This window comes from Streptomyces sp. NPDC006743, assembly GCF_040703815.1.
In the GTDB taxonomy this organism is placed as follows: domain Bacteria; phylum Actinomycetota; class Actinomycetes; order Streptomycetales; family Streptomycetaceae; genus Streptomyces.
Genome location: NZ_JBEYJA010000002.1, coordinates 201,457 through 223,431 on the forward strand (window position 1 = coordinate 201,457; position 21,975 = coordinate 223,431).

The following is a 21,975-nucleotide window of genomic DNA, read 5'->3' on the forward strand; positions in this document are numbered from 1 at the left end:
CCTCCGGGGCCCGGGGCGGAGCCCCGCGAGGGCGTCCGGCAGGCCGCCGGGCCGGGCGGCGGGAGGGACGGGCGAACCCCACCCCCCGCCGCACTACTTCGCGTAGATCGCCTCGATCTCGTCCGAGTAGTCCTTCGCCACCACGTTCCGCTTCAGCTTCAGCGACGGGGTCAGATGCCCCGACTCCTCGGTGAACTGCGCCGCCAGCACACGGAACTTGCGTACGGACTCCGCCTTCGACACCGCCGCGTTGCCGTCGTCCACCGCGCTCTGGATCGCCGCGAGCAGATCCGGGTCCTCGCGCAGCGACGCCGCGGTGGACCCCGCCGGCTTGCCGTGCTCGGCACACCAGCGGCCCAGGAACTCCTCGTCGAGGGTGACCAGCGCGCCCACGAACGGCCGTCCGTCCCCGACCACCATGCACTCGGCGACCAGCGCGTGCGCCCGGATGCGGTCCTCGATCACCGCCGGTGCGACGTTCTTGCCGCCCGCCGTGACGATGATCTCCTTCTTGCGGCCGGTGATCCGCAGGTACCCGTCCTCGTCCAGGGTGCCGATGTCACCGGTGTGGAACCAGCCGTCCGCCAGCGCCTCCGCGGTGGCGCCGGGGTTGTTCCAGTACTCCTTGAACAGGTGCTCCCCGTGCAGCAGCACCTCCCCGTCGTCCGCGATCCGGATCACCGAACCGGGCAGCGGCTGCCCGACGGTGCCGATCTTCGGCCGGTCCCACGGGTTGAAGGCGGTGGCCGCGCAGGACTCCGTCAGCCCGTACCCCTCCAGCACGGTGAAACCGATGCCGCGGAAGAAGTGGCCGAGGCGCTCACCGAGCGGGGCGCCCCCCGAGATCGCGTACTCGCCGCGCCCGCCGAGCACCGCGCGCAGCTTGCTGTAGACCAGCTTGTCGAACGCCTTGTGCTTGAGCTTGAGGCCGAGCGACGGACCGGACGCCGTGTCCAGCGCCCTGCTGTAGGCGATCGCCGTGTCCGCCGCCTTGTCGAAGATCTTCCCCTTGCCGTCCGCCTGCGCCTTGGCGCGCGCCGAGTTGTAGACCTTCTCGAACACCCGCGGGACACCCAGTATCAGCGTCGGGCGGAAGGCGGCCAGCTCGTCGGTGAGGTTCTTGATGTCCGGGACGCAGCCCAGCTTGATCGGCGCCATCATCGGCGCGATCTGCACCAGCCGCCCGAAGACGTGCGCGAGGGGCAGGAACAGCAGCACCGAGCACTCACCGGTGCGGAACAGCGGACGCAGCCGCTCCACCACGTTGCCGCACTCGGCGAAGAAACTGCGGTGGGAGAGCACGCAGCCCTTGGGGCGGCCGGTGGTGCCGCTGGTGTACACGATGGTCGCCGGGTCGTCGGCCTTCGCCAGCGAACCGCGCTCCTCGACCGTGGCGTCGCTGATCCCCTGGCCCGCCCGGCCCAGCTCCGCGACCGCGCCGGCGTCGATCTGCCAGACGTTCTTCAGCGCGGGCAGGCTCTCGCGCACCGACTCCACGGCGGCGGCGTGGGCGTCGGTCTCCACCAGGCAGGCCGTCGCCCCCGAGTCGCCGAGGATCCACTGCACCTGCTCGGGCGAGCTGGTCTCGTACACCGGCACGGTGACGGCGCCCGCGCTCCAGATGGCGAAGTCCAGCAGCGTCCACTCGTAGCGCGTGCGGGACATCAGGCCGACCCGGTCGCCCGGCTGGACGCCGGAGGCGATCAGGCCCTTGGCGGCGGTGTGCACCTCGGAGAGGAAGTCCCGCGCGGTGACGTCCTGCCAGCCGCCGTCCGCCTTGCGGGCGATCACGGCGACCTCGGGATGCTGCGCGGCGTTTCTGCGGACGATGTCGGTCAGATTCCCGTCCGTGGGGACCTCGTACAAAGCCGGAAGGCTGAACTCGCGCAAGACTGCTGCTCCTCATAGGGCGCCGGCGCCACGACGTTGTGTGATGCGACGGTGCGGTCCAAGGCTCGGTCGGGTGCCCAGGGGCTTCGCCAAGGAGCCGCTTCGGGCCCGGTGGTTGAAATCCAGAGCACGACTGGACTGCCCGGAGGTTACCCGTCGGTATGCCTTTTTCGACAGGGGGTCCCCGTGAGATGTTCGCTGCGTCACACGATGGGTGTTTCCTCGCGCACAGTAGTCGACCGGCTGAACGACTGGCCAGTAACCGCAGGTCCGGCCGCCAGTGTTCACCGCATACCCTTTGTCTCCATGGCGCCCACACCACCCCGTCACAGCGGCACACGTGTCCATGTGGTCAGCGACGTGCACGGCAACGCCCGTGACCTCGCCCGGGCCGGCGAGGGTGCCGACGCCCTGATCTGCCTGGGCGACCTGATCCTCTTCCTCGACTACGCCGACCACTCGCGCGGGATCTTCCCCGACCTGTTCGGCGTGGAGAACGCGGACCGCATCGTCGAGCTGCGCACCGCCCGCCGCTTCGGCGAGGCACGCGAACTCGGCGCCCGGCTGTGGGCCGGCCTGGACGGCGACCGCGCCACGGTCGTCGAACAGGCCGTGCGCAAGCAGTACGCCGAACTCTTCGCCGCCTTCCCCGCCCCGACGTACGCCACCTACGGCAATGTCGACATGCCGCCCCTGTGGCCGGAGTACGCCCGCGAGGGCACCACCGTCCTCGACGGCGAACGCGTCGAGATCGGCGGCCGCGTCTTCGGCTTCGTCGGCGGCGGCCTGCGCACCCCCATGAGAACGCCGTTCGAGATCAGCGACGAGGAGTACGCCGCGAAGATCGAGGCGGTCGGCGAGGTCGACGTGCTGTGCACCCACATCCCGCCCGACGTGCCCGAACTCGTCTACGACACCGTCGCCCGCCGCTTCGAGCGCGGCAGCCGCGCCCTGCTCGACGCCATCCGCCGCACCCGCCCCCGCTACGCCCTGTTCGGCCACGTCCACCAGCCGCTGGTCCGGCGCATGCGCGTCGGCGCCACCGAGTGCGTGAACGTCGGCCACTTCGCCCGCACCGGCACACCCTGGGCCCTGACGTGGTGAGCGCGCCCGCCCGCGGACGCGCCCTTCCCGCCATGTCCGCAGGTGGGGGTGGAGTCCGCCGCTCGCCTGCGCGGTAGCCTTCACGCTGCACACCCGTGCGCACGACGACCGACTTCCGGCCCGCATCTGGAGGAGCCACGGCGATGGCGGAACACACCAGCTCGAGCATCACGATCGAGGCGGCCCCCGCCGACGTCATGGGGGTGATCGCCGACTTCGCCCGCTACCCCGACTGGACCGGCGAGGTCAAGGAGGCCGAGGTCCTCAGCACGGACGACCGCGGCCGCGCCGAGCAGGTCCGCCTGGTCATGGACGCGGGCGCCATCAAGGACGACCAGACCCTCGCCTACACCTGGACCGGCGACGACGAGGTCTCCTGGACCCTGGTCAAGTCCCAGATGCTGCGCTCCCTCGACGGCTCCTACCTGCTCCGGCCGGCCGGCGCGGGCGCCACGGAGGTCACGTACCGCCTCACCGTCGACGTCAAGATCCCCATGCTCGGCATGATCAAGCGCAAGGCCGAGAAGGTCATCATCGACCGCGCCCTGGCGGGACTGAAGAAGCGGGTCGAGTCGGGCGAGATCCACGACGAGTTCCACGAGTCCGAGAAGTAGAGGGGGCCGCGGGGCCACGCCGCTCCCCGCCGCGCGTCGGGGCTCACCCTCCGCCGGGCGCGGGCCGCGCGTCCGCCCACGCGCCGGCCGGGGGAGTGCCGCCGGGGGTGCGCCGGTGCAGGCAGCGGGAGCGCACGGCGGCGCGCGGTGCCGCGCAGGCACGCGCCGGCGACACCGGCCCGGGCGCCCCGCGGGCGAACGCACCGCCGGACACGGCTAGCGTTCACCCCCATGCGCACCCTGCTGATCACCGGACCGGGCGGTTCCGGTCGTACCACCGTGGCCGCGGCCACCGCGATCGCCGCCGCCCGCGAGGGCACCCGCACCCTCGTCCTCAGCGGCGACCGCACCGACACCCTCGGCGCGGCCCTGGGAGTGCCCACCGGCGCGCGCCCCGGCCCGGCCGCACCGGACCTCACCGCCTGGCGTCCCGACGCCGCCGCCGGCTTCCGGGCCGACCTCGCCGCCTTCCAGGACCGCGCCGCGAGCGTCCTCGACCTGCTCGGAGCCTCCCGGCTGGACGCCGAGGAGGTCACCCCCCTGCCCGGCGCCGAGGAACTCGCCCTGCTGCGCGCGCTGCGCGACGCCGCCCTCAGCGAGCGCTTCGAACTGCTGGTCGTCGACCTGCCGCCCGCTCGGCAGGCCCTGGCCCTGCTCGCCCTCCCCGCGGAACTCCGCCGCTACCTGCGCCGCCTGCTGCCGCCCGAGCGGCAGGCCGCCCGCGCGCTGCGCCCGGTCCTCGGCCGCCTCGCCGGTGTCCCCATGCCCGCCGACCGGTTCTACGAGACGGCCGCCCGCTGGGACGTCGAGCTGGCCGCCGTCGAGGCCGTCGTCGCCGACCCGGGCACCGCCGTCCGGCTGGTCGCCGAGCCCGGCCCGGCCGGCACCGACGCCCTCCGCGACACCGCCCTGGGCCTGGCCGTGCGCGCCCTGCCCGTCGAGTCCCTGGTCGCCAGCCGCGTCCTGCCCGACGCCCCGGCGGACTCCTGGCTGACCGGCCCGGCCGCCCAGCAGCGCAAGGCCCTGGAGGAATGGGGCCAGACGTACACCGTCCACCCGGCCGCCCACCTGGGCCGGGACCCGCGCGGCCCCGACGACCTCGCCGCGCTCGCCGTCCCCGCCGGACCGGCCCCCCTCGCCGCGCCCGTCGAGTGGCCGGTCGAGGACCGGCTGGCCGAGGACGGCGTCCTGGTGTGGCACATCCCGCTGCCCGGCGCCCGGCGGGACGGACTGGACCTCGTGCGGCGCGGCGACGAACTCGTGCTCACCGCCGGCGGCTTCCGCCGCATCGTGGGCCTGCCCTCGGCGCTGCGCCGCTGCACCGTGGCCGGCGCCGCCCTGCGCGAGGGCGAGCTGCGCATCAGGTTCGCGCCGGACCCGGCGCTCTGGCCCCGCGACAGGTGAACCGGCGCCCCGCGTTCGGGTAACGTCGGAAGGACGAACCGTAGTCAGGAGTGCGCCATGAGCGAAGAGCGCCCACCGTCCGACGACGCCGCACGGGACGACGCCGCTCAGGAGCGGACCGAGCAGGAGCGCCGGGCCGCGGACGCCGACGCGTGGGCCACGGCCTGCGCGGAGGACCTGGAGGCGGAGAAGGCGCGGCGCCGCGCCCAGTACGGGCCGCCCCCGGGTTCGGCCGCCGAGGAACTGCGCAAGCTCGTCGACACCGTCGCGGACAAGCTGTCCTCGCTGCGCTCACCGCTGCTCGGCCCGGTCGCCGGACCCGCCGCCCAGGAGATGGTGCGGCAGGTCGTGCAACAGGCCAAGGCCGCCGTGGAACCGGTGCGCGAACGCAACCCGGACGTGTTCGGCCACCTCGCGGCGGCCGGCGGCGAACTGCTCGCCGCCTACCGCTCCGCCGTCCAGGCCCAGGAACGCCGCTGGACCTCCCGTACGGGCGTCCCCGAGGACGACCGCGGGGACGGCGCCCTCGGCGAGGACGGCTCGCGCCGAGGCCCGCAGGACGGCCCGCACAACCGTCCGCGCGGCGGCGGGGAGGGCCCCGGCGACCGCCGCGACAAGGGCGAGGGCACCGGCGGCGGGGAACGCATCGACCTGGACTGACCCTCCGCCGGGACACCGCCGCCGGGACCCCGACGGCAGTGCCTCGGGTACGGTTGGCCGTAGCGGGGCTCGACCGGAACTGAGGGATTCATGGGACTCACCATCGGCGTCGACATCGGCGGCACGAAGATCGCGGCCGGCGTGGTCGACGAGGAAGGCAACATCCTCTCGACCTTCAAGGTGCCGACCCCCACCACACCCGAGGCCATCGTGGACGCCATCGCCTCGGCGGTGGAGGGCGCACGCGCGGGGCACGACATCGTCGGTGTGGGCATCGGCGCCGCCGGATACGTCAACCGGCAGCGCTCCACCGTCTACTTCGCGCCCAACATCGACTGGCGCCAGGAGCCGCTCAAGGAGAAGGTCGAGGCGCGCGTCGGCCTCCCCGTCGTCGTGGAGAACGACGCGAACGCCGCGGCCTGGGGCGAGTACAAGTTCGGTGCCGGCAAGGGCCACCGCAACGTCATCTGCATCACCCTGGGCACCGGCCTCGGCGGCGGCATCATCATCGGCAACAAGCTGCGCCGCGGGCACTTCGGCGTGGCCGCCGAGTTCGGGCACATCCGGATGGTCCCGGACGGCCTGCTGTGCGGCTGCGGCTCGCAGGGCTGCTGGGAGCAGTACGCCTCCGGGCGCGCCCTCGTGCGCTACGCCAAGCAGCGCGCCAACGCCACCCCGGAGCGCGCCGAGGTGCTGCTCGCCCTCGGCGACGGCACCCCGGACGGCATCGAGGGCAAGCACATCTCCATGGCCGCCCGCCAGGGCTGCCCGGTCGCCGTCGACTCCTACCGCGAGCTGGCCCGCTGGGCCGGTGCGGGCCTGGCCGACCTGGCGTCCCTGTTCGACCCGTCCGCCTTCATCGTCGGCGGCGGCCTCTCCGACGAGGGCGACCTGGTCCTCGACCCCATCCGCAAGTCGTACAAGCGGTGGCTGGTCGGCGGCAACTGGCGTCCGGTCGCGGACGTGATCGCCGCCCAGCTCGGCAACAAGGCCGGACTGGTGGGCGCGGCCGACCTGGCCAGGGAGCCCGACCCGGTCATGTGAGGCACCCGCCGCGGGGCCGGCTCCGGCCGCCCGCGGCGCACACGAGGCCATGAGCGCCCACCGTCCCCTCCGTCCGGGCCGGTGGGCGCCGTCGTACGGGCAGGCCGTGGGCCGGCGTACGAGACCGCGGGGACGGCGGACCGCCGCGCACGGGCGCCCGCGACACCGGGCCGACCGCCGTGCGGAAGCGGTTCCGTCGCCGCGTATGTTGATCGTCATGCAGCTGCCCAACTCCCGCACTGAACCCGACGGTTCCGCCGTCGTCCGCGTCCTGAGCCTGAACATCCGGTCGATGCGGGACGACACCGCCGCCCTCGCCCGGCTGATCAGCGCCTGCGCGCCCGATCTGGTCCTCCTCCAGGAGGCGCCCCGGTTCTTCCGCTGGCGCAAGAAGCTGGCGCGGCTGGCCTCGGCGGCGGACCTGGTCGTCCTCACCGGCGGTGCGACGGCCGCGGGGCCGGCGGTGCTGTGCTCGCTGCGGGCCACGGTCGAACGCACCGAGGACGTCCTGCTGCCGCTCACCCCCGGCCTGCACCGGCGCGGCTTCGCCACGGCCGTGGTCCGGTTCGGGGGCGTCCGGCTCGGTGTGCTCGGCTGCCACCTCTCGCTCGACAAGGAGGAGCGGTACGCGCAGAGCGGCATGCTCCTGGACCGGCTGGCCGGGATGGGGGTGGAGCACGCGGTCGTGGGCGGCGACCTGAACGAGGGGCCGGAGGGGCCCGCCTTCCGCCGGCTGGCGGGCGGGCTCCAGGACGGCTGGGCCACGGCGCCGTGGGGCGGCGAGCACACCTGGACGGCCCGCGACCCGCAGCGGCGTATCGACGCGGTGTTCGCGACGCCGGGCGTCGAGGTGCTCGGCTGCGGGGTGCCGCACGGCCTGGTCACGGAGGCGGACCTGAAGGCGGCCACGGACCACCTTCCGGTCCTGGCGGCCCTCCGCATCCCGGCCGACGCCTGACGCGCCCGGCGCGGACGACGCTCTGACCCGACGGGCCCTGTCCCGCGCCCGCGCGACGGCCTCCGCCCGCGCTAAACGACGGCCCCGGCCCGCCTTAGACGACGGCCCCGGCCCGCCCTAGACGACGGCCCCGCGGCCGGGGTCGTCGTCCTCCTCGTCGCCCGGGTTCATGCGGGCCACCAGGGTGGCGACACCGCCGATGAAACCGCCGATGCCGAGGGTGGTCAGCCACCAGGTCATCTCCCAGCCGAGCAGGACGGCCAGCAGGAGCAGGACGGGGCCGCCGATCACGCCCAGCCAGGCGAACTTCGCGGTCGCGTCCGCCTCGGGCAGCGGCGGCGGTTCCGGCGGGACGAAGTGGCCCTCGTCGTCCGCGTCGAAGTCGTCGTCGGAGGGCTCGCGCGACGCGAAGTCGCGCGGACCCGTACCGGGTGCGGCCAGGCCGGGCGCGAAGGACACCGAGCTGCCCAGCGGCTTGGCCGGGTTCGTCTCGCCGCCCTCGGCCCCGTCCGCGTCCGGCGGTTCCGGCAGCATCAGGTCCTCGATGGGCTTGAACGGCCTGGCACCCGGCGGGTCCGGCGGCTCCTGCCCGTACCCGGCGACGATCGCGGCCCACGCGGCCTCCTCGTCGAAGCCGGCCCCACCCACGCCGGACCCGGCACCACCGGCGGGAGCCCCGGTGGCACCGGGGGCGGCGGAGGTCCCGGTGCCACCGGAACCGGCAAGGGTCCCCGAGCCGTCGGCACCCGGGGAACCCCCGGAACCGCCGGAACCGTCGGCACCCCCGGAACCCTCGGTGTCGCCGGAGCCGCGAGGTCCGGCAGACCCCCCGGAGTCCAGGGAGCGGCCGGTCTCAGCCGACTCCACGGCCTCGGCGGCCTTGACGGGCTCGGCGGCGTTGACGGGCTCGGTCGCGTTGACGGATTCGGCGGGCAGCACGGGCTCGGTGGCCTCGGAGACGGCGCGGGGCGGGCTCGCGGTGACGGGCTCGGCGGGGAGCACGGGCTCGGCGGGGAGCACGGGCTCGGCGGCCTTGACGGGCTCGCCGGGCGGCACCGTCTCCTCGCTCCGCCCGGCGTCCCCCGGCCGCACCAGGCCCCCGGGCCGCGCCGGCTCCACGGCGTCTGCCGGTCCCACGGCGTCTGCCGGTCCTGCGGCATCCACGGAGTCCGCTGCCCCTACCGGTTCCGTGGCCCGCGCCGGGTCGACCGTGGGCTCGCGGTGCTCGCGGCCCTCGCGGTCGGAGTCGTGCTCAGCCACCTGCGGCCGTCCCTTCCTTGCCGACACTGGGTGCGATCCGGCCGATGAAGGCGAGGCTCTCCTCGAAGATCCGGTCCGCGTCGTGGTCCAACGTCGCGACGTGGTAGCTCTGTTCCAGCAGGATCTCCGTGACGTCCACGGAGGAGACCCGGCTGAGGATCCGCGCCGAGTCGGCGGGCGGCACCACGTGGTCCTGCGGGCTGCGCAGCAGCAGCAGCGGCTGCGTGACCTGCGCCAGCTCGCCGTCCACCAGCCGGAAGAAGGTCCGCAGGGAGTGCGCGCAGTGCAGCGGCACCCGGTCGTAGCCCAGCTCCGCGCCGTCCTCCTTGGCGATGTCGCTGGCGATGCCCTTCGTCGTGCGCACCAGGTGCCGGGCCACGGGCAGCGCGTACGCCGACAGGCCGTGCACCTTGTTGGCCGGATTGACCACCACCACCCCGGCGACCGCGTCCCCGTGCTTGGCGGCGAGCCGCAGCGCCAGCGCGCCGCCCATGGACAGCCCGGCCACGAACACCCGCGCGCACCGCTCGCTCAGGGCGCGCAGCTCGCGGTCCACCTCCGCGTACCAGTCCTGCCAGCCGGTGACCTGCATGTCCTCCCAGCGCGTGCCGTGCCCGGGCAGCAGCGGCAGCGAGACCGTCAGGCCGTGCTCGGCCAGGTGACCGGCCCAGGGGCGCAGCGACTGGGGGGAACCGGTGAAGCCGTGGCAGAGGAGGACGCCGACCTCGCCGCCCTCGTGGCGGAACGGCTCGGCTCCGGGGAGGACCGGCACGTCGGTCTCCTGTTCGTGAAGTGGGCTGGGCACGTCGGTGACAGGTGTGCGGCGCGGCAGGGTGGTGCGCCGACGGCACACGGCAGCCGATCGCAGGTACTTCACCGTACGCGACGGCACTGACACCGACCAGGGCCGCAGGCGCCTTCCGCGCGCTGCGGGTTATGGTCTGAGCGACACACACGGGAGGCAGTCGGTTGTTCTACGGCACGATGAAGGTCGCCATCGGGGGGCCGCTGAAGCTCGCCTTCAGGCCCTGGGTGGAGGGCGTGGAGAACATTCCGGCCGAGGGCCCCGCCATTCTGGCCAGCAACCACCTCTCGTTCTCGGACTCGTTCTTCCTGCCCGCGGTGCTCGACCGCAAGGTCACGTTCATCGCCAAGGCCGAGTACTTCACCACGCCCGGCGTGAAGGGCCGGCTGACCGCCGCGTTCTTCAAGGGCGTCGGCCAGCTCCCCGTGGACCGCTCCGGCGCGCGCGGCGCGGGCGAGGCGGCCGTGAAGAGCGGCATAGAGGTGCTGGAGCGCGGCGAGCTGTTCGGCATCTACCCGGAGGGCACCCGCTCGCCCGACGGGCGCCTCTACCGCGGCAAACCGGGAGGCCTGGCCCGGGTGGCGCTGGCCACCGGCGCGCCCGTCATCCCGGTCGCCATGATCGACACGGAGAAGATCCAGCCGCCCGGGAAGGTCGTCCCCAAGCTGATGCGGCCGGGCATCCGGATCGGCGAGCCGCTCGACTTCAGCCGGTACCAGGGCATGGAGCACGACCGTTTCGTGCTGCGCGCGGTGACCGACGAGGTCATGTACGAGATCATGAAGCTCTCCGGCCAGGAGTACGTCGACATCTACGCGACCGCGGCCAAGCGGCAGATCGCGGAGGCGGCGAAGGCGGAGAAGGAGGCCGGGAAGGCCGAGAAGGAAGCGGAGAAGGCGGAGAAAGAGGCGGAGAAGGCGGCGCGGACCGCCGTCGCGCAGGACGGGGCCGGCGCCGGGAAGAGCCCGGCGGGCCCCGAGCGGGAGACGGACGCGCACTAGGGTCTTTTTCGGATCAGGGCGGGTCAGGGCCGCGGTGCCGGAGCCGGCGAGCCCTGATTGATCCGAAGGAGAGGCCCTGGCGTCGGGGGCCGGCGCGGGGACGGAACGGGGACTGGGGGGACATGGCCAGGCGCGAGCGCGTCATGAGGATGTCGGTCGAGCAGCCGCTGTGGCGTGCGCTCACCGCCTACCGGGTGCTGACCCTGTTCTACGCGGTCGGCCTGTTCGCCACCGCCTACAGCCGTTTCCCGCACCCCTGGGTCGCCATCGCCTACTACTGCGTGCTGTTCGTGTGGACCCTGGCCACCCTGCCCCGGGTGGCCGGCGCCGCGCACTGCACCAAGCGCTTCCTCGCCGCCGACCTGACGCTCGCGGTGGGCGGCATCCTGCTCACCCCGCTCGCCGACGCGCACGCCCGGATCGCGGGCGGCGGCCCGACGCTGCCGTCGATATGGACCGCCGGCTCCGTCCTCGCCTTCGCCGTCAAGGGCGGCTGGCGCTGGGCCGCCGTGGCCTCCACCGCGGTCGCCCTCGCCAACCTGGTGGAGCGCGGCACCCCGGCCCGCGACACCGTGCACAACGTGATACTGGTCTGGGTCGCCTCCATCGCCATCGGCTACGTCGTCGAGGTGGCCCGGGCCTCCGAGCGCACCCTGGCCCGCGCCCTGGAGATCGAGGCGGCGACCAGGGAGCGCGAGCGGCTGGCCCGCGACATCCACGACAGCGTGCTCCAGGTGCTCGCCATGGTGCAGCGGCGCGGCGCGGTCATCGGCGGTGAGGCGGCGGAACTGGGCCGGATGGCGGGCGAGCAGGAGGTGGCGCTGCGCACCCTGGTCTCCGGCGGGCTGGTCCCCGTCTCCCGGGTCTCCCACGACGCGGCCGACGGCGCGGTGGTCCGGGTGGTCGAGGAGCACGAGGGGCACGGGGAGGAGGACGGCGACGAGCCGGTCGACCTGCGCGCGCTGCTCGCCCCGTACGCCGGTTCCCGGGTCAGCCTCGCCGAGCCCGGCGCCCCGGTCCCGCTGCCGCCGGCCGCCGCCCGGGAGGTGGCCGCCGCGGTCGGGGCCGCGCTGGACAACGTCCGCCGGCACGCGGGGCAGGACGCGCGCGCGTGGATCCTCGTCGAGGACGAACCGGACGCCGTGCTCGTGACCGTGCGCGACGACGGGCCCGGCATTCCGGCCGGGCGGCTCGCGCAGGCCGAGGGCGAGGGCCGGCTCGGCGTGGCCCAGTCGATCCGGGGCCGGCTGCGCGACATCGGCGGCACCGCCGAACTGGTCTCGGTGCCCGGCCAGGGCACGGAAGTCGAACTGAACGTACCGAAGCGGGCGAAGCCGGCGCGGGGGAAGGCGGAGAGCCGATGAGCACACAGCAGGACCCGATCAAGGTGATGGTGGTCGACGACCACCCCATGTGGCGCGACGCCGTCGCCCGCGACCTGGCCGAGTCCGGGCTCCACGTGGTCGCCACCGCGGGCGACGGCGAGCAGGCGGTGCGCCGCGCCAAGGCCGCGGCACCGGACGTGCTCGTGCTGGACCTCAACCTGCCCGCCAAGCCCGGCGTGCAGGTCTGCAAGGAACTCGTCGCGCACAACCCGGCGTTGCGGGTGCTGGTGCTCTCCGCCAGCGGTGAGCACGCCGACGTGCTGGAGGCCGTGAAGTCGGGCGCGACCGGCTACCTGCTGAAGTCGGCCTCCACGGAGGAACTGCTGGACGCGGTGCGCCGGACCGCCGTCGGCGACCCGGTGTTCACCCCCGGGCTGGCCGGGCTGGTGCTAGGCGAGTACCGGCGCCTGGCCGCCGAGCCGGTGCCCGCGGACGCCGTGGCCGACAGCGGTCCGAAGGCCCCCCGGCTCACCGACCGCGAGACCGAGGTGCTGCGCCTGGTCGCCAAGGGCCTGAGCTACAAGCAGATCGCCGAGCGTCTGGTCATCTCGCACCGCACCGTCCAGAACCACGTGCAGAACACCCTCGGCAAGCTCCAGCTGCACAACCGGGTGGAACTGGTCCGCTACGCCATCGAACGCGGACTCGACGGTGAGTAAACCCGCGTACGCGGCGCACCCACTCTTTCGAGTGGTTTCGCGGTGATCAACTACCGGACATTCCACCGGAATTGACTTTTCCGCCCATGTTGGAGTGACGTGGGTCACCATTAACGTGCCCTTCACCAGGCAACCGCGGCGAAGGGACATTTCCATGCGCGTCGGAGTACTGACCGGTGGCGGCGACTGCCCCGGGCTCAACGCCGTCATCCGGGGCGTCGTCCGCAAGGGCGTGCAGGAGTACGGCTACGACTTCGTCGGCTTCCGGGACGGCTGGCGCGGCCCCCTGGAGAACGACACCGTCCGCCTCGACATCCCCGCCGTCCGCGGCATCCTGCCCCGCGGCGGCACCATCCTCGGCTCCTCGCGCACCAATCCGCTCAAGCAGGAGGGCGGCATCCGGCGCATCAAGGACAACCTCGCCAAGCAGGAGGTCGGGGCGCTCGTCGCGATCGGCGGTGAGGACACCCTCGGTGTGGCCGCGCGGCTGAGCGACGAGTACGGCGTGCCCTGCGTGGGCGTGCCCAAGACCATCGACAACGACCTGTCGGCCACCGACTACACCTTCGGCTTCGACACCGCCGTCGGTATCGCCACGGAGGCCATCGACCGGCTGCACACCACCGCCGAGTCCCACATGCGGGTGCTGGTCTGCGAGGTGATGGGACGTCACGCCGGCTGGATCGCCCTGCACTCCGGCCTCGCGGGCGGCGCCAACGTCATCCTCGTCCCCGAGCAGCGCTTCGACGTCGACCAGGTCTGCGCCTGGATCACCTCCCGGTTCAAGGCGTCCTACGCCCCGATCGTCGTCGTCGCCGAGGGCGCCATGCCCAAGGACGGCCAGATGGTGCTCAAGGACGAGTCGCGGGACTCCTTCGGGCACGTCCGGCTCTCCGGGGTGGGGGAATGGCTGGCGAAGGAGATCGAGCGGCGCACCGGCAAGGAGGCCCGGACCACCGTCCTCGGGCACATCCAGCGCGGCGGCACGCCCAGCGCCTTCGACCGCTGGCTCGCCACCCGCTTCGGCCTGCACGCCGTCGACTGCGTCCACGACGGCGACTTCGGCAAGATGGTCGCCCTGCGCGGCACCGACATCGTCCGCGTCCCGATCGCCGAGGCCACCGCGAAGCTGAAGACCGTGGACCCGAAGCTCTACGAGGAGGCGGGGGTCTTCTTCGGCTGACGGCGCGGACCGGGCGCGGTGCGAGCCGGTCGCGGTGCGGGGCCGGGCACGGTGCCGGCCGGTCGCGACGCGCGCCCGATCGCGACGCGGTCCGGTCGTGGCGCGGGCCCGCGCGCGGTGCGGGCCGGTCGCGCGCGGGCAGGGGCCGTCCGCCGTCCGCCCCCGTATATTCGGGATGTCCGGCGTATCGGCCCATACCCCACCAGAACGGGAGCCGCTGTGGAGATCCTGGCCTTCGGAGTCCAGGCCGACGAGAAGCCCCTGATCGAGCACGCCTTCCGGGACCACCACGAGGTGCGCTGCCTGGACGTCTTCCTCAACGAGGACACCGCGCCCATCGCCGCCGGCTACGAGATCGTCTCCACCAGCGTCAACGCCGAACTGGGCGCCCGCGTCCTGGAGACCCTCGCGGCCGGCGGCACCCGGCTGGTCGCCCAGCGCTCCACCGGGTTCAACAACATCGACCTGCACGCCGCCGAACGGCTCGGCCTGACGGTCGCCCGCGTCTCCTCCTACTCGCCGTACGCGGTCGCCGAGTTCGCCTGGGCGCTCGCCCTCGCCGTCAACCGGCGCATCGTGCGCGCCTCCACCCGCACCCGCGACTTCGACTTCCGGCTCGACGGGCTGATGGGCCGCGACCTGCACGGCCGCACCGCCGGGGTGATCGGCACCGGCAAGATCGGCGAGGCGTTCGCCCGGATCGCCCACGGCTTCGGCATGCGGCTGCTCGGCTGGGACATCGCCGAGAACCCGTCCTGCATGGAACTCGGCATGAAGTACGTCCACAAGGACCAGCTCCTCGCCGAGGCCGACCTGGTCTCCCTGCACGTCCCGCTGATGCCCCAGACCCAGCACCTGATCGACGCCCGCGCCCTGAAGACGATGAAGGACGACGCGATCCTGGTGAACTCCAGCCGCGGCGGCCTCGTCGACACCGCGGCCCTCGTCGCCGAACTGCGCGAGGGCCGCTTCACCGGCGTCGGCCTGGACGTCTACGAGTCCGAGGAGGGCGTGTTCTTCCTCGACAAGTCCCTGGAGGCCATCGAGGACGACACCCTCGCCCGGCTGGTCACCTTCCCCAACGTCCTGGTCACCTCCCACCAGGCGTACTACACCGAGGACGCCCTGAGGCAGATCGTCGACACCACGGTGCGCAACGTCCTGGACTACAAGGCGGGCCGCCGCTCGGAGAACGTGCTGGTGCCGCACAGCTGACCCACCAGGTCCGTCACCACGGCCGCCCCGTTCAGCGTCAGCACCGACTCCGGGTGGAACTGCACCGAAGCGAACCCGGGGCCGCGCAGCGCGTGCACCTCGCCGCTTTCGCCGCGGCTCACCTCGACGGCGTGCGCGGCCAGTTCGGCGTCGGCCTCGTCGTCGCAGCGGGCCACGAAGCTGTTGTAGAAGCCGACCGTCTCCGGACGCCCGAACAGGTCGATCACCGTCTGCGCGCCCTGGTACGGCACCTCCTTGCGGACGATCTCCAGGCCCAGCTCGGCCGCGATCAGCTCGTGCCCGAGGCAGACACCGAGCACGCCGTGCCGGTGGCCGGCGATCACCTCGGCGGTCAGCGCGCGCAGCGACCGCATCTTCGGATCGGCCAGGTCGCAGGGGTCGCCGGGGCCGGGCCCGAGCACCACCGGGCCCTCGTGGGCGAGGACCGCCTCCCGCAGCCCGGGCTCGTCGTGGCGGCGGACGGTGACGTCCAGCCCCGAGGAGCGCAGCACGTGGGCGAGCATCGCGGTGAACGTGTCCTCGCCGTCCACCACCAGGGCGTGCCCGGACAGGACGTCCGACGCCTCCTGCATCCGCAGCCAGAACGGCGCGAGCGAGGCCCGGCGCCCGTCCAGCGCGGCCCGCACCCGCGGATCGTCGGCGAGGCGCGGCAGCTCGCGCTCCGCCCGCGGCCGGCAGGGGCGTACGCCCAGCGCGGCCAGCACGCCGGCCGCCTTCGCGTGCGTCTCCGCGACCTCGCCCGCCGGGTCCGAGCCGCGCACCAGCGTCGCGCCGACCGGGACGCGCAGCCGGCCGGCCGCGTCGATGTCGGCGGTCCGGATCAGGATGGGGGAGTCCAGGGTCTGGGCACCGCCCGCGTCCCGGCCGAGCAGCGCCAGCGCGCCCGCGTAGTAGCCGCGCCCGCCGGTCTCGTGGCGTTCGATGACCCGGCAGGCGTTCTGCACCGGCGACCCGGTGACGGTCGCCGCGAACATGGTCTGCCGGAGCACCTCGCGCACGTCCAGCGACGACCGCCCGCGCAGCTCGTACTCGGTGTGCGCGAGGTGCGCCATCTCCTTCAGCCGCGGCCCGACCACGACCCCGCCCATGTCGCCGACCGTGCACATCATCTTCAGTTCCTCGTCGACGACCATCGACAGCTCCTCGATCTCCTTGCCGTCGGCGAGGAAACCGAGCAGGTGCCCGGGGGTCGGCCCCTCGGCGGGATAGCGGTACGTGCCGCTGATCGGGTTCATGACGACCGTGCCGCCGGACATCCGCACGTGCACCTCGGGGCTCGCGCCCACCAGCGTCCGGTCCCCGGTGTGCACGACGAACGTCCAGTACGCCCCGCGCTCGCCCTCCAGCAGCCGCCGGAACAGCGCCAGCGCGTCGGCCCGGGAGAACCCGGGGACCGCGCCCTCGTACGTCCGCCGGATCACGAAGTTGGCGCCCTGGCCGGTGCCGATCTCCTCGCGCAGCACCCGGGCGACGGTCCGCGCGTACTCCTCGTCGCCGACGTCGAAGCCCCCGCCCTCCACCCGGACCTCGTGCGCGGGCAGTTGCGCCAGCGCCCCGGCGAGCGGGAGGGCGTACGTCTCCTCGGAGACCAGTACCGACAGCGGGGTGCCGTCGTCACGGACGTCGAAACCGCGCTCGCGGATCTGCCGGAACGGCACCAGCGCAAGGCCCTCCCCGGGCAGGTCCGCGAGGCGCTCGCAGGTGGTCACCGGGCCGAGGAACACCTCGACCAGGTCGTGGTCGTGCCCGGGGGTGCGGCGCCGGAGCAGCGCGAAGGGGCGGTCGTCGTGCAGGAGCCGGGTCAGGTCCATGGGTCCTCTTCCGTCGGGGGGAGCGACCGATGCGGTCACGGACGTGGTGACCGATGCGGTGATCGATGTCGGTGAGGAACGACCCCAAAAACGCCGAAGGCCGCCCCTCGGGCGGCCTTCGCGAAGTCTGGGATACGCGCAGTCAGCGGGCCGCCGGAGAAGCGGTCCACCACCAGTTCTGGATCTGGGTCGAGTGCGCGAACATGCCCGCACCCTACCGCATCCGGCCCGCACGCCGGGTCGCCCGGACGCACCACACCCGGTTTCCGCCGGGCACGGGCGGTGGAAGGACGGCGGGCGTCCGCACCCCGCCCGACCGAGGAGCACACCATCTCCGCACCCCGCCCGCCCCGCGCCCTGGCCCTGCTGTCCGCGCTGACCGCCTGCGCCGCCCTCGCCGCCGGCGCCACCTGCGGCCCGGCCGCCGCCCGCCCCGCGTCCGGCACCGAGGCCGGCCGTGTCTTCGGCACCGCGTCCGGCCGTGCCTCCGGCGCCGCGTCCGGCGCGACCAGGAACGTCGCCTACCGAGGCCACACGTTCACCGTCCCCGCCGACTGGCAGGTCGTCGACCTCACCGCCGACCCCACGGCCTGCGTCCGCTTCGACCGGCACGCCGTCTACCTCGGTGACCCGGCCGGGAACCAGGACTGCCCGGCCCGGGTCACCGGCCGCACCGAGGCCCTGTGGGTACGGCCCGCCACCACCGTGAAGGCCGCCGTCACCGAGAACCGCACCGCCCACCTCTTCCACGCCACGGCCGCCGCCGAGGGGATCGCCGTCACCGCCCCCTACCGCGACGACCGGGCGACGGTCGAACGGGTGCTGGACAGCGCCGGGCTGCCCGTGGCCACCGCCCGCGCCGAGACGGCCGACCCGTCGGCCGACCCCGCCCAGTCCGTCCCGGCGCTGCCCGCCGACGCGACCGCCTACCGGGGCAAGGGCTTCGACACCTGCGCCGCGCCGGGCCAGAGCGCCATGGACGCCTGGAAGGCCGGCTCGCCCTACGGCGCCGTCGGCATCTACATCGGCGGCGTCAACCGCGCCTGCGCCCAGGCGAACCTGACCGCCGACTGGGTGCGCACGCAGTACACCAAGGGCTGGCGCATCCTGCCGCTCTACGTCGGCCCGCAGCCCTCCGCGGGCGCCGGGAGCTGCGCGGACGACTGCGCCGCCATCACCGACCCGGCGGCGCAGGGCAGGGCCGCGGCCGAGGACGCGGCCGTCCAGGCCGGCGCGCTCGGGCTGGGCAAGGGCGCGGTGCTCTACAACGACCTGGAGCAGTACACGCCCGGCGCCGCCGTCACCACCCGGGTCCTCGGCTACCTGGAGGCCTGGACCGGCCGGCTGCACGAGCTGGGCTACCGCTCCGGCGCCTACGGCAGCGTCTCGTCCCTCGTCGCCGACCTGGTCGGCAACGCCACCGCGACCACCCTGCCCGACGTGATCCACTTCGCGCACTGGAACGACGAGGCCGTCACCACGGACGCGGCCCTGCCCGCCGCCCTGTGGGCCGACGGGCAGCGGGTCCACCAGTACGCGGGCGACCGGACCGAGACGTACGGCGGGGCGAAGATCAGCATCGACCGGGACCAGCTGGACGTGGGCACCGGCGCGTGACGCGGGCGCGCGCGGGGTGTCCGCGACCGAGCGCCGTTCGTCTCACTTGATGAGCAGATGAAGGGACCCGCTGAGTGACCCCGTAGTGTTTGTGGTGTGACCGTGAACGCTAAGACCAGCGCGAGCGCTGGCAACACCTGGCGAAACCTGCCCGCGGCGCAGCAGCCCGAGTACCCCGACGCCGAGGCTCTGCGCGCAGTGATCGCGGACCTCGAGTCGTATCCGCCGCTCGTCTTCGCGGGCGAGTGCGACCAGCTGCGCGCCCGGATGGCGGCCGTCGCCAAGGGAGAGGCGTTCCTCCTCCAGGGCGGCGACTGCGCCGAGGCGTTCGACGCGGTGTCCGCGGACCACATCCGCAACAAGCTCAAGACCCTGCTCCAGATGGGCGCCGTGCTGACGTACGCCGCCTCGGTGCCGGTGGTGAAGGTCGGCCGGATCGCCGGCCAGTACTCCAAGCCGCGCTCCAAGCCGACCGAGACCCGCGACGGCGTGACGCTGCCGACCTACCGCGGCGACTCCGTCAACGGCTTCGACTTCACCGAGGCCGCCCGCGTCCCGGACCCGGAGCGGCTGAAGCGGATGTACCACGCCTCGGCCTCCACGCTGAACCTGGTGCGCGCCTTCACCACCGGCGGCTACGCCGACCTGCGCCAGGTGCACGCCTGGAACCAGGACTTCGTGAGGTCCTCCCCGTCCGGCCAGCGCTACGAGCAGCTCGCCCGGGAGATCGACAACGCGCTGAACTTCATGCGGGCCTGCGGCACCGACCCGGAGGAGTTCAAGACCGTCGAGTTCTACTCCTCGCACGAGGCGCTGCTGCTCGACTACGAGTCCGCGCTCACCCGCACCGACTCGCGCACCGGCCAGCTGTACGACGTCTCCGGGCACATGGTGTGGATCGGTGAGCGCACCCGGCAGCTCGACCACGCGCACATCGAGTTCGCCTCCAGGATCCGCAACCCGATCGGCGTCAAGCTCGGCCCGACCACGACGGCCGAGGAGGCGCTGCAGTACATCGAGCGCCTGGACCCGGACCGGGAGCCCGGCCGGCTGACCTTCATCGTCCGCATGGGCGCCGACAAGGTCCGCGACAAGCTGCCCGAGCTGGTCGAGAAGGTCACCGCCTCGGGCGCGACCGTGGCCTGGGTGACCGACCCGATGCACGGCAACACGTTCGAGGCGGCCTCCGGGCACAAGACCCGCCGCTTCGACGACGTGCTCGACGAGGTCAAGGGCTTCTTCGAGGTGCACAAGGGGCTGGGCACGCACCCGGGCGGCATCCACGTCGAGCTGACCGGTGACGACGTCACCGAGTGCGTGGGCGGCGGCGACGAGATCTTCGTCGACGACCTGCACCAGCGCTACGAGACGGCCTGTGACCCGCGGCTCAACCGCAGCCAGTCGCTCGACCTGGCCTTCCTCGTCGCGGAGATGTACCGGGACCAGTAGGCGCCGCACGGGGCCGCCGGGAGCCGGCGGTCCGTCGGTGCCGGACTGGGGCGCGGATCACACACGGTCCGCGCCCCACCCGCTTTCCCGGGTCCGGGCCGAAAGGTAAGGTTAGGTTTGCCTCACCGAGAAGTCGGGGCGGCACCACTGATCGATCCCGGCGGGAGGTGAGCCCAGCGTGTACGTCTGCAGTTGCTTCGGCATCACCGAGCAGCAGGTCAAGCAGCACGCGGAGAGCGGCGCCTGCACGCCCCGCCAGATCGCCTCGGCCTGCAAGGCGGGCACGGACTGCGGCGGCTGCGTCCGCCGTATCCAGGCCCTGCTCGGCCGGGGCGCGTGCCCGCGCCGGGAACTGATCGAACGGCGCGCCCCGGCGTTCGCGCAGCTCGGCCCCCAGGCGTCCGACGCCGCTGCGCGGTCCGCCGACGCCGCCCCCGGGGAACTGGGCGACGCCGCCTAGCGGCCCGGCCGGCCGGAGGCCCCTCAGTGGGCGGAGAAGCCGCCGGTACCCGGGCCGGACGAGTCCGGCTGGCTCTGCTCGATGACCGTCGACAGGTACAGCGCCTCGCCCAGCTTGTCGACCAGCTCCAGCTGGGTGTCCAGGTAGTCGATGTGGTGTTCCTCGTCGGCCAGGATCGCCTCGAAGACGTTCGCCGAGGTGATGTCGCCCTTCTCACGCATCACCTCCACGCCCCGGCGCAGCCGGTCGATGGCCTCCACCTCGATCTGCCGGTCGGCCCGGAACATCTCGGTCACCGTCTGCCCCACCTGCACGTGGAAGAGCCGCTGGTAGTTGGGCAGGCCGTCCAGGAGCAGGATCCGGTCGGTCAGGATCTCCGCGTGCCGCATCTCGTCGAACGACTCGGCCCGGGTGTACTCCGCGAGCTTCGACCACCCCTTGTGGTCCTGGAGCTTGGCGTGCAGGAAGTACTGGTTGATCGCGGTCAGCTCGGCGGTGAGCTGCTCGTTGAGCAGTTCGATGACCTCGGGGTCGCCTTGCATGCGGGTAACTCCTTCTGGCTGACGGGGCTGACTGGACGGATATGGGCCGATGCGGACCGATATCCGCCGCATGATTTCACCGGCACCCACGGCCGTCCAGTAAGTGCATGCTTAGTGCGAGTTGTCCGGATCGGTGCGGGGCTGGTCCTGCGCACCCCGTCCGGTCTGTCAGGATGGAGGCATGGGTCAGCCGGTGGAACGCGCATCTGGGGAGGCGTCGGGAGCAGCGCCGGGAGCAGCGGCACAGCCGGAGCTTCCGCCGGGGCAGCGGCTGCAGCGGGGCTGGCCGGTCACGCACTACGGCCCGGTGCCGAAGTTCCGGCCCGAGCGCTGGGACTTCCGGGTCTTCGGCGCCACCGCCGACGGCGAGAAGCACTGCTGGAACCACGACGAGTTCACGGCCCTGCCGTACACCACCGTGGTCGCCGACCTGCACTGCGTCACGAAGTTCAGCATGCTCGGCGCCGAGTGGGGCGGCATCCCGGCCCGTACGATCCTGGACATCGCCCCGCCCGCGCCGAACGTCACCCATGTGATGGTCTGGGCGGAGTACGGCTTCAGCTCCAACCTGCGGCTGACGGACTTCACCGCCGACAGGACGCTGTTCGCCACCCACAAGGACGGCGAACTGCTGACCGCCGAGCACGGCTTCCCGCTCCGCCTGATCGTCCCCCACCTGTACGCCTGGAAAGGCCCCAAGTGGGTCCGCGGCGTGGAGTACATGACCGCCGACCGCCGCGGCTTCTGGGAGGAACGCGGCTACCACAACATCGGCGACCCCTGGCAGGAACAGCGCTACTCCTACCAGGAGGGACCCGGTGACGGCCCGGGGCTGTGACCGGGGACGGGGTGCGCGGGCGCCCCGGGACGCGGCCGGCCGGGCCTGAGCCCCA

21 protein-coding genes are annotated in these 21,975 nt (G+C 73.3%); 15 read left to right on the forward strand and 6 right to left on the reverse strand.

Going from position 1 to position 21,975, the window contains the following annotated elements; genetic code table 11:
- Positions 1-93: 93 nt before the first annotated feature.
- Positions 94-1,890, reverse strand: coding sequence for an AMP-dependent synthetase/ligase (locus ABZ719_RS02385; RefSeq protein ID WP_366723376.1), 1,797 nt, complete (start codon positions 1,888-1,890; stop codon positions 94-96).
- 348 nt (positions 1,891-2,238) lie between these two features.
- Here ABZ719_RS02385 and ABZ719_RS02390 point away from each other — a divergent pair, with 348 nt between their 5' ends.
- The 6 genes from ABZ719_RS02390 (at position 2,239) to ABZ719_RS02415 (ending at position 7,674) form a co-directional block, all read left to right on the forward strand.
- On the forward strand, positions 2,239-2,994 hold the full coding sequence (locus ABZ719_RS02390; protein WP_366723502.1) for a metallophosphoesterase: 756 nt from the start codon (positions 2,239-2,241) through the stop codon (positions 2,992-2,994).
- A 143-nt stretch (positions 2,995-3,137) separates the two neighbouring features.
- Positions 3,138-3,608 carry an SRPBCC family protein gene (locus tag ABZ719_RS02395; RefSeq protein WP_366723377.1) on the forward strand — a complete coding sequence of 157 codons (471 nt, stop codon included), beginning with the start codon at positions 3,138-3,140 and terminating at the stop codon, positions 3,606-3,608.
- Positions 3,609-3,839: 231 nt separating this feature from the next.
- Complete coding sequence (locus ABZ719_RS02400) at positions 3,840-5,012, forward strand: ArsA-related P-loop ATPase (protein ID WP_366723378.1); 1,173 nt, start codon at positions 3,840-3,842, stop codon at positions 5,010-5,012.
- A gap of 57 nt (positions 5,013-5,069) precedes the next feature.
- Positions 5,070-5,672: a DUF5304 domain-containing protein gene (locus ABZ719_RS02405; protein ID WP_366723379.1), complete on the forward strand. Its 603-nt coding sequence runs from the start codon at positions 5,070-5,072 to the stop codon at positions 5,670-5,672.
- A gap of 90 nt (positions 5,673-5,762) precedes the next feature.
- Positions 5,763-6,716 (forward strand): ROK family glucokinase, encoded by a 954-nt coding sequence (locus tag ABZ719_RS02410; RefSeq protein WP_366723380.1) that lies wholly within the window; start codon positions 5,763-5,765, stop codon positions 6,714-6,716.
- Between the two features lie 217 nt (positions 6,717-6,933).
- Positions 6,934-7,674 carry an endonuclease/exonuclease/phosphatase family protein gene (locus ABZ719_RS02415; protein ID WP_366723381.1) on the forward strand — a complete coding sequence of 247 codons (741 nt, stop codon included), beginning with the start codon at positions 6,934-6,936 and terminating at the stop codon, positions 7,672-7,674.
- A 117-nt stretch (positions 7,675-7,791) separates the two neighbouring features.
- Here ABZ719_RS02415 and ABZ719_RS02420 read toward each other — a convergent pair whose 3' ends face one another.
- Positions 7,792-8,322, reverse strand: coding sequence for a hypothetical protein (locus tag ABZ719_RS02420; RefSeq protein WP_366723503.1), 531 nt, complete (start codon positions 8,320-8,322; stop codon positions 7,792-7,794).
- A 604-nt stretch (positions 8,323-8,926) separates the two neighbouring features.
- Positions 8,927-9,706: an alpha/beta fold hydrolase gene (locus tag ABZ719_RS02425; RefSeq protein WP_366723504.1), complete on the reverse strand. Its 780-nt coding sequence runs from the start codon at positions 9,704-9,706 to the stop codon at positions 8,927-8,929.
- A gap of 197 nt (positions 9,707-9,903) precedes the next feature.
- Between ABZ719_RS02425 and ABZ719_RS02430 the strand changes: the two genes are divergently transcribed.
- The 5 genes from ABZ719_RS02430 to ABZ719_RS02450 all read left to right on the forward strand — a co-directional run bounded on the left by ABZ719_RS02430 (position 9,904) and on the right by ABZ719_RS02450 (position 15,182).
- The gene (locus ABZ719_RS02430) at positions 9,904-10,740 is read left to right on the forward strand and encodes a lysophospholipid acyltransferase family protein (protein WP_366723382.1); all 837 of its coding nucleotides are present in this window, start codon (positions 9,904-9,906) and stop codon (positions 10,738-10,740) included.
- Between the two features lie 122 nt (positions 10,741-10,862).
- Entirely contained in the window at positions 10,863-12,104 is a 1,242-nt protein-coding gene (locus tag ABZ719_RS02435; RefSeq protein WP_366723383.1) for a DUF5931 domain-containing protein, read from the forward strand.
- Entirely contained in the window at positions 12,101-12,784 is a 684-nt protein-coding gene (locus ABZ719_RS02440) for a response regulator transcription factor (RefSeq protein ID WP_366723384.1), read from the forward strand. The genes ABZ719_RS02435 and ABZ719_RS02440 overlap by 4 nt, the downstream gene beginning before the upstream one ends.
- Before the next feature lie 154 nt (positions 12,785-12,938).
- A complete protein-coding gene (locus tag ABZ719_RS02445) occupies positions 12,939-13,967 on the forward strand; it encodes a 6-phosphofructokinase (RefSeq protein ID WP_366723385.1) in 1,029 nt (342 codons plus the stop codon).
- Between the two features lie 219 nt (positions 13,968-14,186).
- On the forward strand, positions 14,187-15,182 hold the full coding sequence (locus ABZ719_RS02450; RefSeq protein WP_366723386.1) for a 2-hydroxyacid dehydrogenase: 996 nt from the start codon (positions 14,187-14,189) through the stop codon (positions 15,180-15,182).
- On the opposite strand, the gene ABZ719_RS02455 is transcribed toward ABZ719_RS02450, so the two are convergent.
- Together ABZ719_RS02455 and ABZ719_RS02460 are read right to left on the reverse strand one after the other, a co-directional pair.
- Positions 15,134-17,014 carry an anthranilate synthase family protein gene (locus ABZ719_RS02455; RefSeq protein ID WP_366723387.1) on the reverse strand — a complete coding sequence of 627 codons (1,881 nt, stop codon included), beginning with the start codon at positions 17,012-17,014 and terminating at the stop codon, positions 15,134-15,136. The two genes, ABZ719_RS02450 and ABZ719_RS02455, sit on opposite strands and share 49 nt — an antisense overlap.
- Positions 17,015-17,156: 142 nt before the next feature.
- Positions 17,157-17,219: a trp operon leader peptide gene (locus ABZ719_RS02460; RefSeq protein ID WP_107474434.1), complete on the reverse strand. Its 63-nt coding sequence runs from the start codon at positions 17,217-17,219 to the stop codon at positions 17,157-17,159.
- Between the two features lie 77 nt (positions 17,220-17,296).
- On the opposite strand from ABZ719_RS02460, the gene ABZ719_RS02465 reads away from it, so the two are divergent.
- The 3 genes from ABZ719_RS02465 (at position 17,297) to ABZ719_RS02475 (ending at position 20,540) form a co-directional block, all read left to right on the forward strand.
- The gene (locus ABZ719_RS02465) at positions 17,297-18,631 is read left to right on the forward strand and encodes a glycoside hydrolase domain-containing protein (RefSeq protein ID WP_366723388.1); all 1,335 of its coding nucleotides are present in this window, start codon (positions 17,297-17,299) and stop codon (positions 18,629-18,631) included.
- 96 nt (positions 18,632-18,727) lie between these two features.
- Positions 18,728-20,080: a class II 3-deoxy-7-phosphoheptulonate synthase gene (locus ABZ719_RS02470; RefSeq protein WP_366723389.1), complete on the forward strand. Its 1,353-nt coding sequence runs from the start codon at positions 18,728-18,730 to the stop codon at positions 20,078-20,080.
- Between the two features lie 178 nt (positions 20,081-20,258).
- Positions 20,259-20,540 (forward strand): (2Fe-2S)-binding protein, encoded by a 282-nt coding sequence (locus ABZ719_RS02475; RefSeq protein ID WP_366723390.1) that lies wholly within the window; start codon positions 20,259-20,261, stop codon positions 20,538-20,540.
- Between the two features lie 23 nt (positions 20,541-20,563).
- On the opposite strand, the gene bfr is transcribed toward ABZ719_RS02475, so the two are convergent.
- Complete coding sequence (bfr, locus tag ABZ719_RS02480; protein WP_366723391.1) at positions 20,564-21,082, reverse strand: bacterioferritin; 519 nt, start codon at positions 21,080-21,082, stop codon at positions 20,564-20,566.
- A 181-nt stretch (positions 21,083-21,263) separates the two neighbouring features.
- Between bfr and ABZ719_RS02485 the strand changes: the two genes are divergently transcribed.
- Positions 21,264-21,920, forward strand: a complete 657-nt coding sequence (locus ABZ719_RS02485) for a sulfite oxidase-like oxidoreductase (RefSeq protein WP_366723392.1) — start codon at positions 21,264-21,266, stop codon at positions 21,918-21,920.
- Positions 21,921-21,975: the final 55 nt, after the last annotated feature.

Excerpts from the sequence above, each read along its gene's own strand:
- ABZ719_RS02400 (WP_366723378.1), top strand. The coding sequence starts at position 3,840 with ATGCGCACCCTGCTGATCACCGGACCGGGCGGTTCCGGTCGTACCACC.
- ABZ719_RS02445 (WP_366723385.1), top strand. The coding sequence starts at position 12,939 with ATGCGCGTCGGAGTACTGACCGGTGGCGGCGACTGCCCCGGGCTCAAC.
- ABZ719_RS02405 (WP_366723379.1), top strand. The coding sequence starts at position 5,070 with ATGAGCGAAGAGCGCCCACCGTCCGACGACGCCGCACGGGACGACGCC.
- ABZ719_RS02435 (WP_366723383.1), top strand. The coding sequence starts at position 10,863 with ATGGCCAGGCGCGAGCGCGTCATGAGGATGTCGGTCGAGCAGCCGCTG.
- ABZ719_RS02410 (WP_366723380.1), top strand. The coding sequence starts at position 5,763 with ATGGGACTCACCATCGGCGTCGACATCGGCGGCACGAAGATCGCGGCC.
- ABZ719_RS02455 (WP_366723387.1), bottom strand. The coding sequence starts at position 17,014 with ATGGACCTGACCCGGCTCCTGCACGACGACCGCCCCTTCGCGCTGCTC.
- ABZ719_RS02395 (WP_366723377.1), top strand. The coding sequence starts at position 3,138 with ATGGCGGAACACACCAGCTCGAGCATCACGATCGAGGCGGCCCCCGCC.
- bfr (WP_366723391.1), bottom strand. The coding sequence starts at position 21,082 with ATGCAAGGCGACCCCGAGGTCATCGAACTGCTCAACGAGCAGCTCACC.
- ABZ719_RS02415 (WP_366723381.1), top strand. The coding sequence starts at position 6,934 with ATGCAGCTGCCCAACTCCCGCACTGAACCCGACGGTTCCGCCGTCGTC.
- ABZ719_RS02485 (WP_366723392.1), top strand. The coding sequence starts at position 21,264 with ATGGGTCAGCCGGTGGAACGCGCATCTGGGGAGGCGTCGGGAGCAGCG.
- ABZ719_RS02440 (WP_366723384.1), top strand. The coding sequence starts at position 12,101 with ATGAGCACACAGCAGGACCCGATCAAGGTGATGGTGGTCGACGACCAC.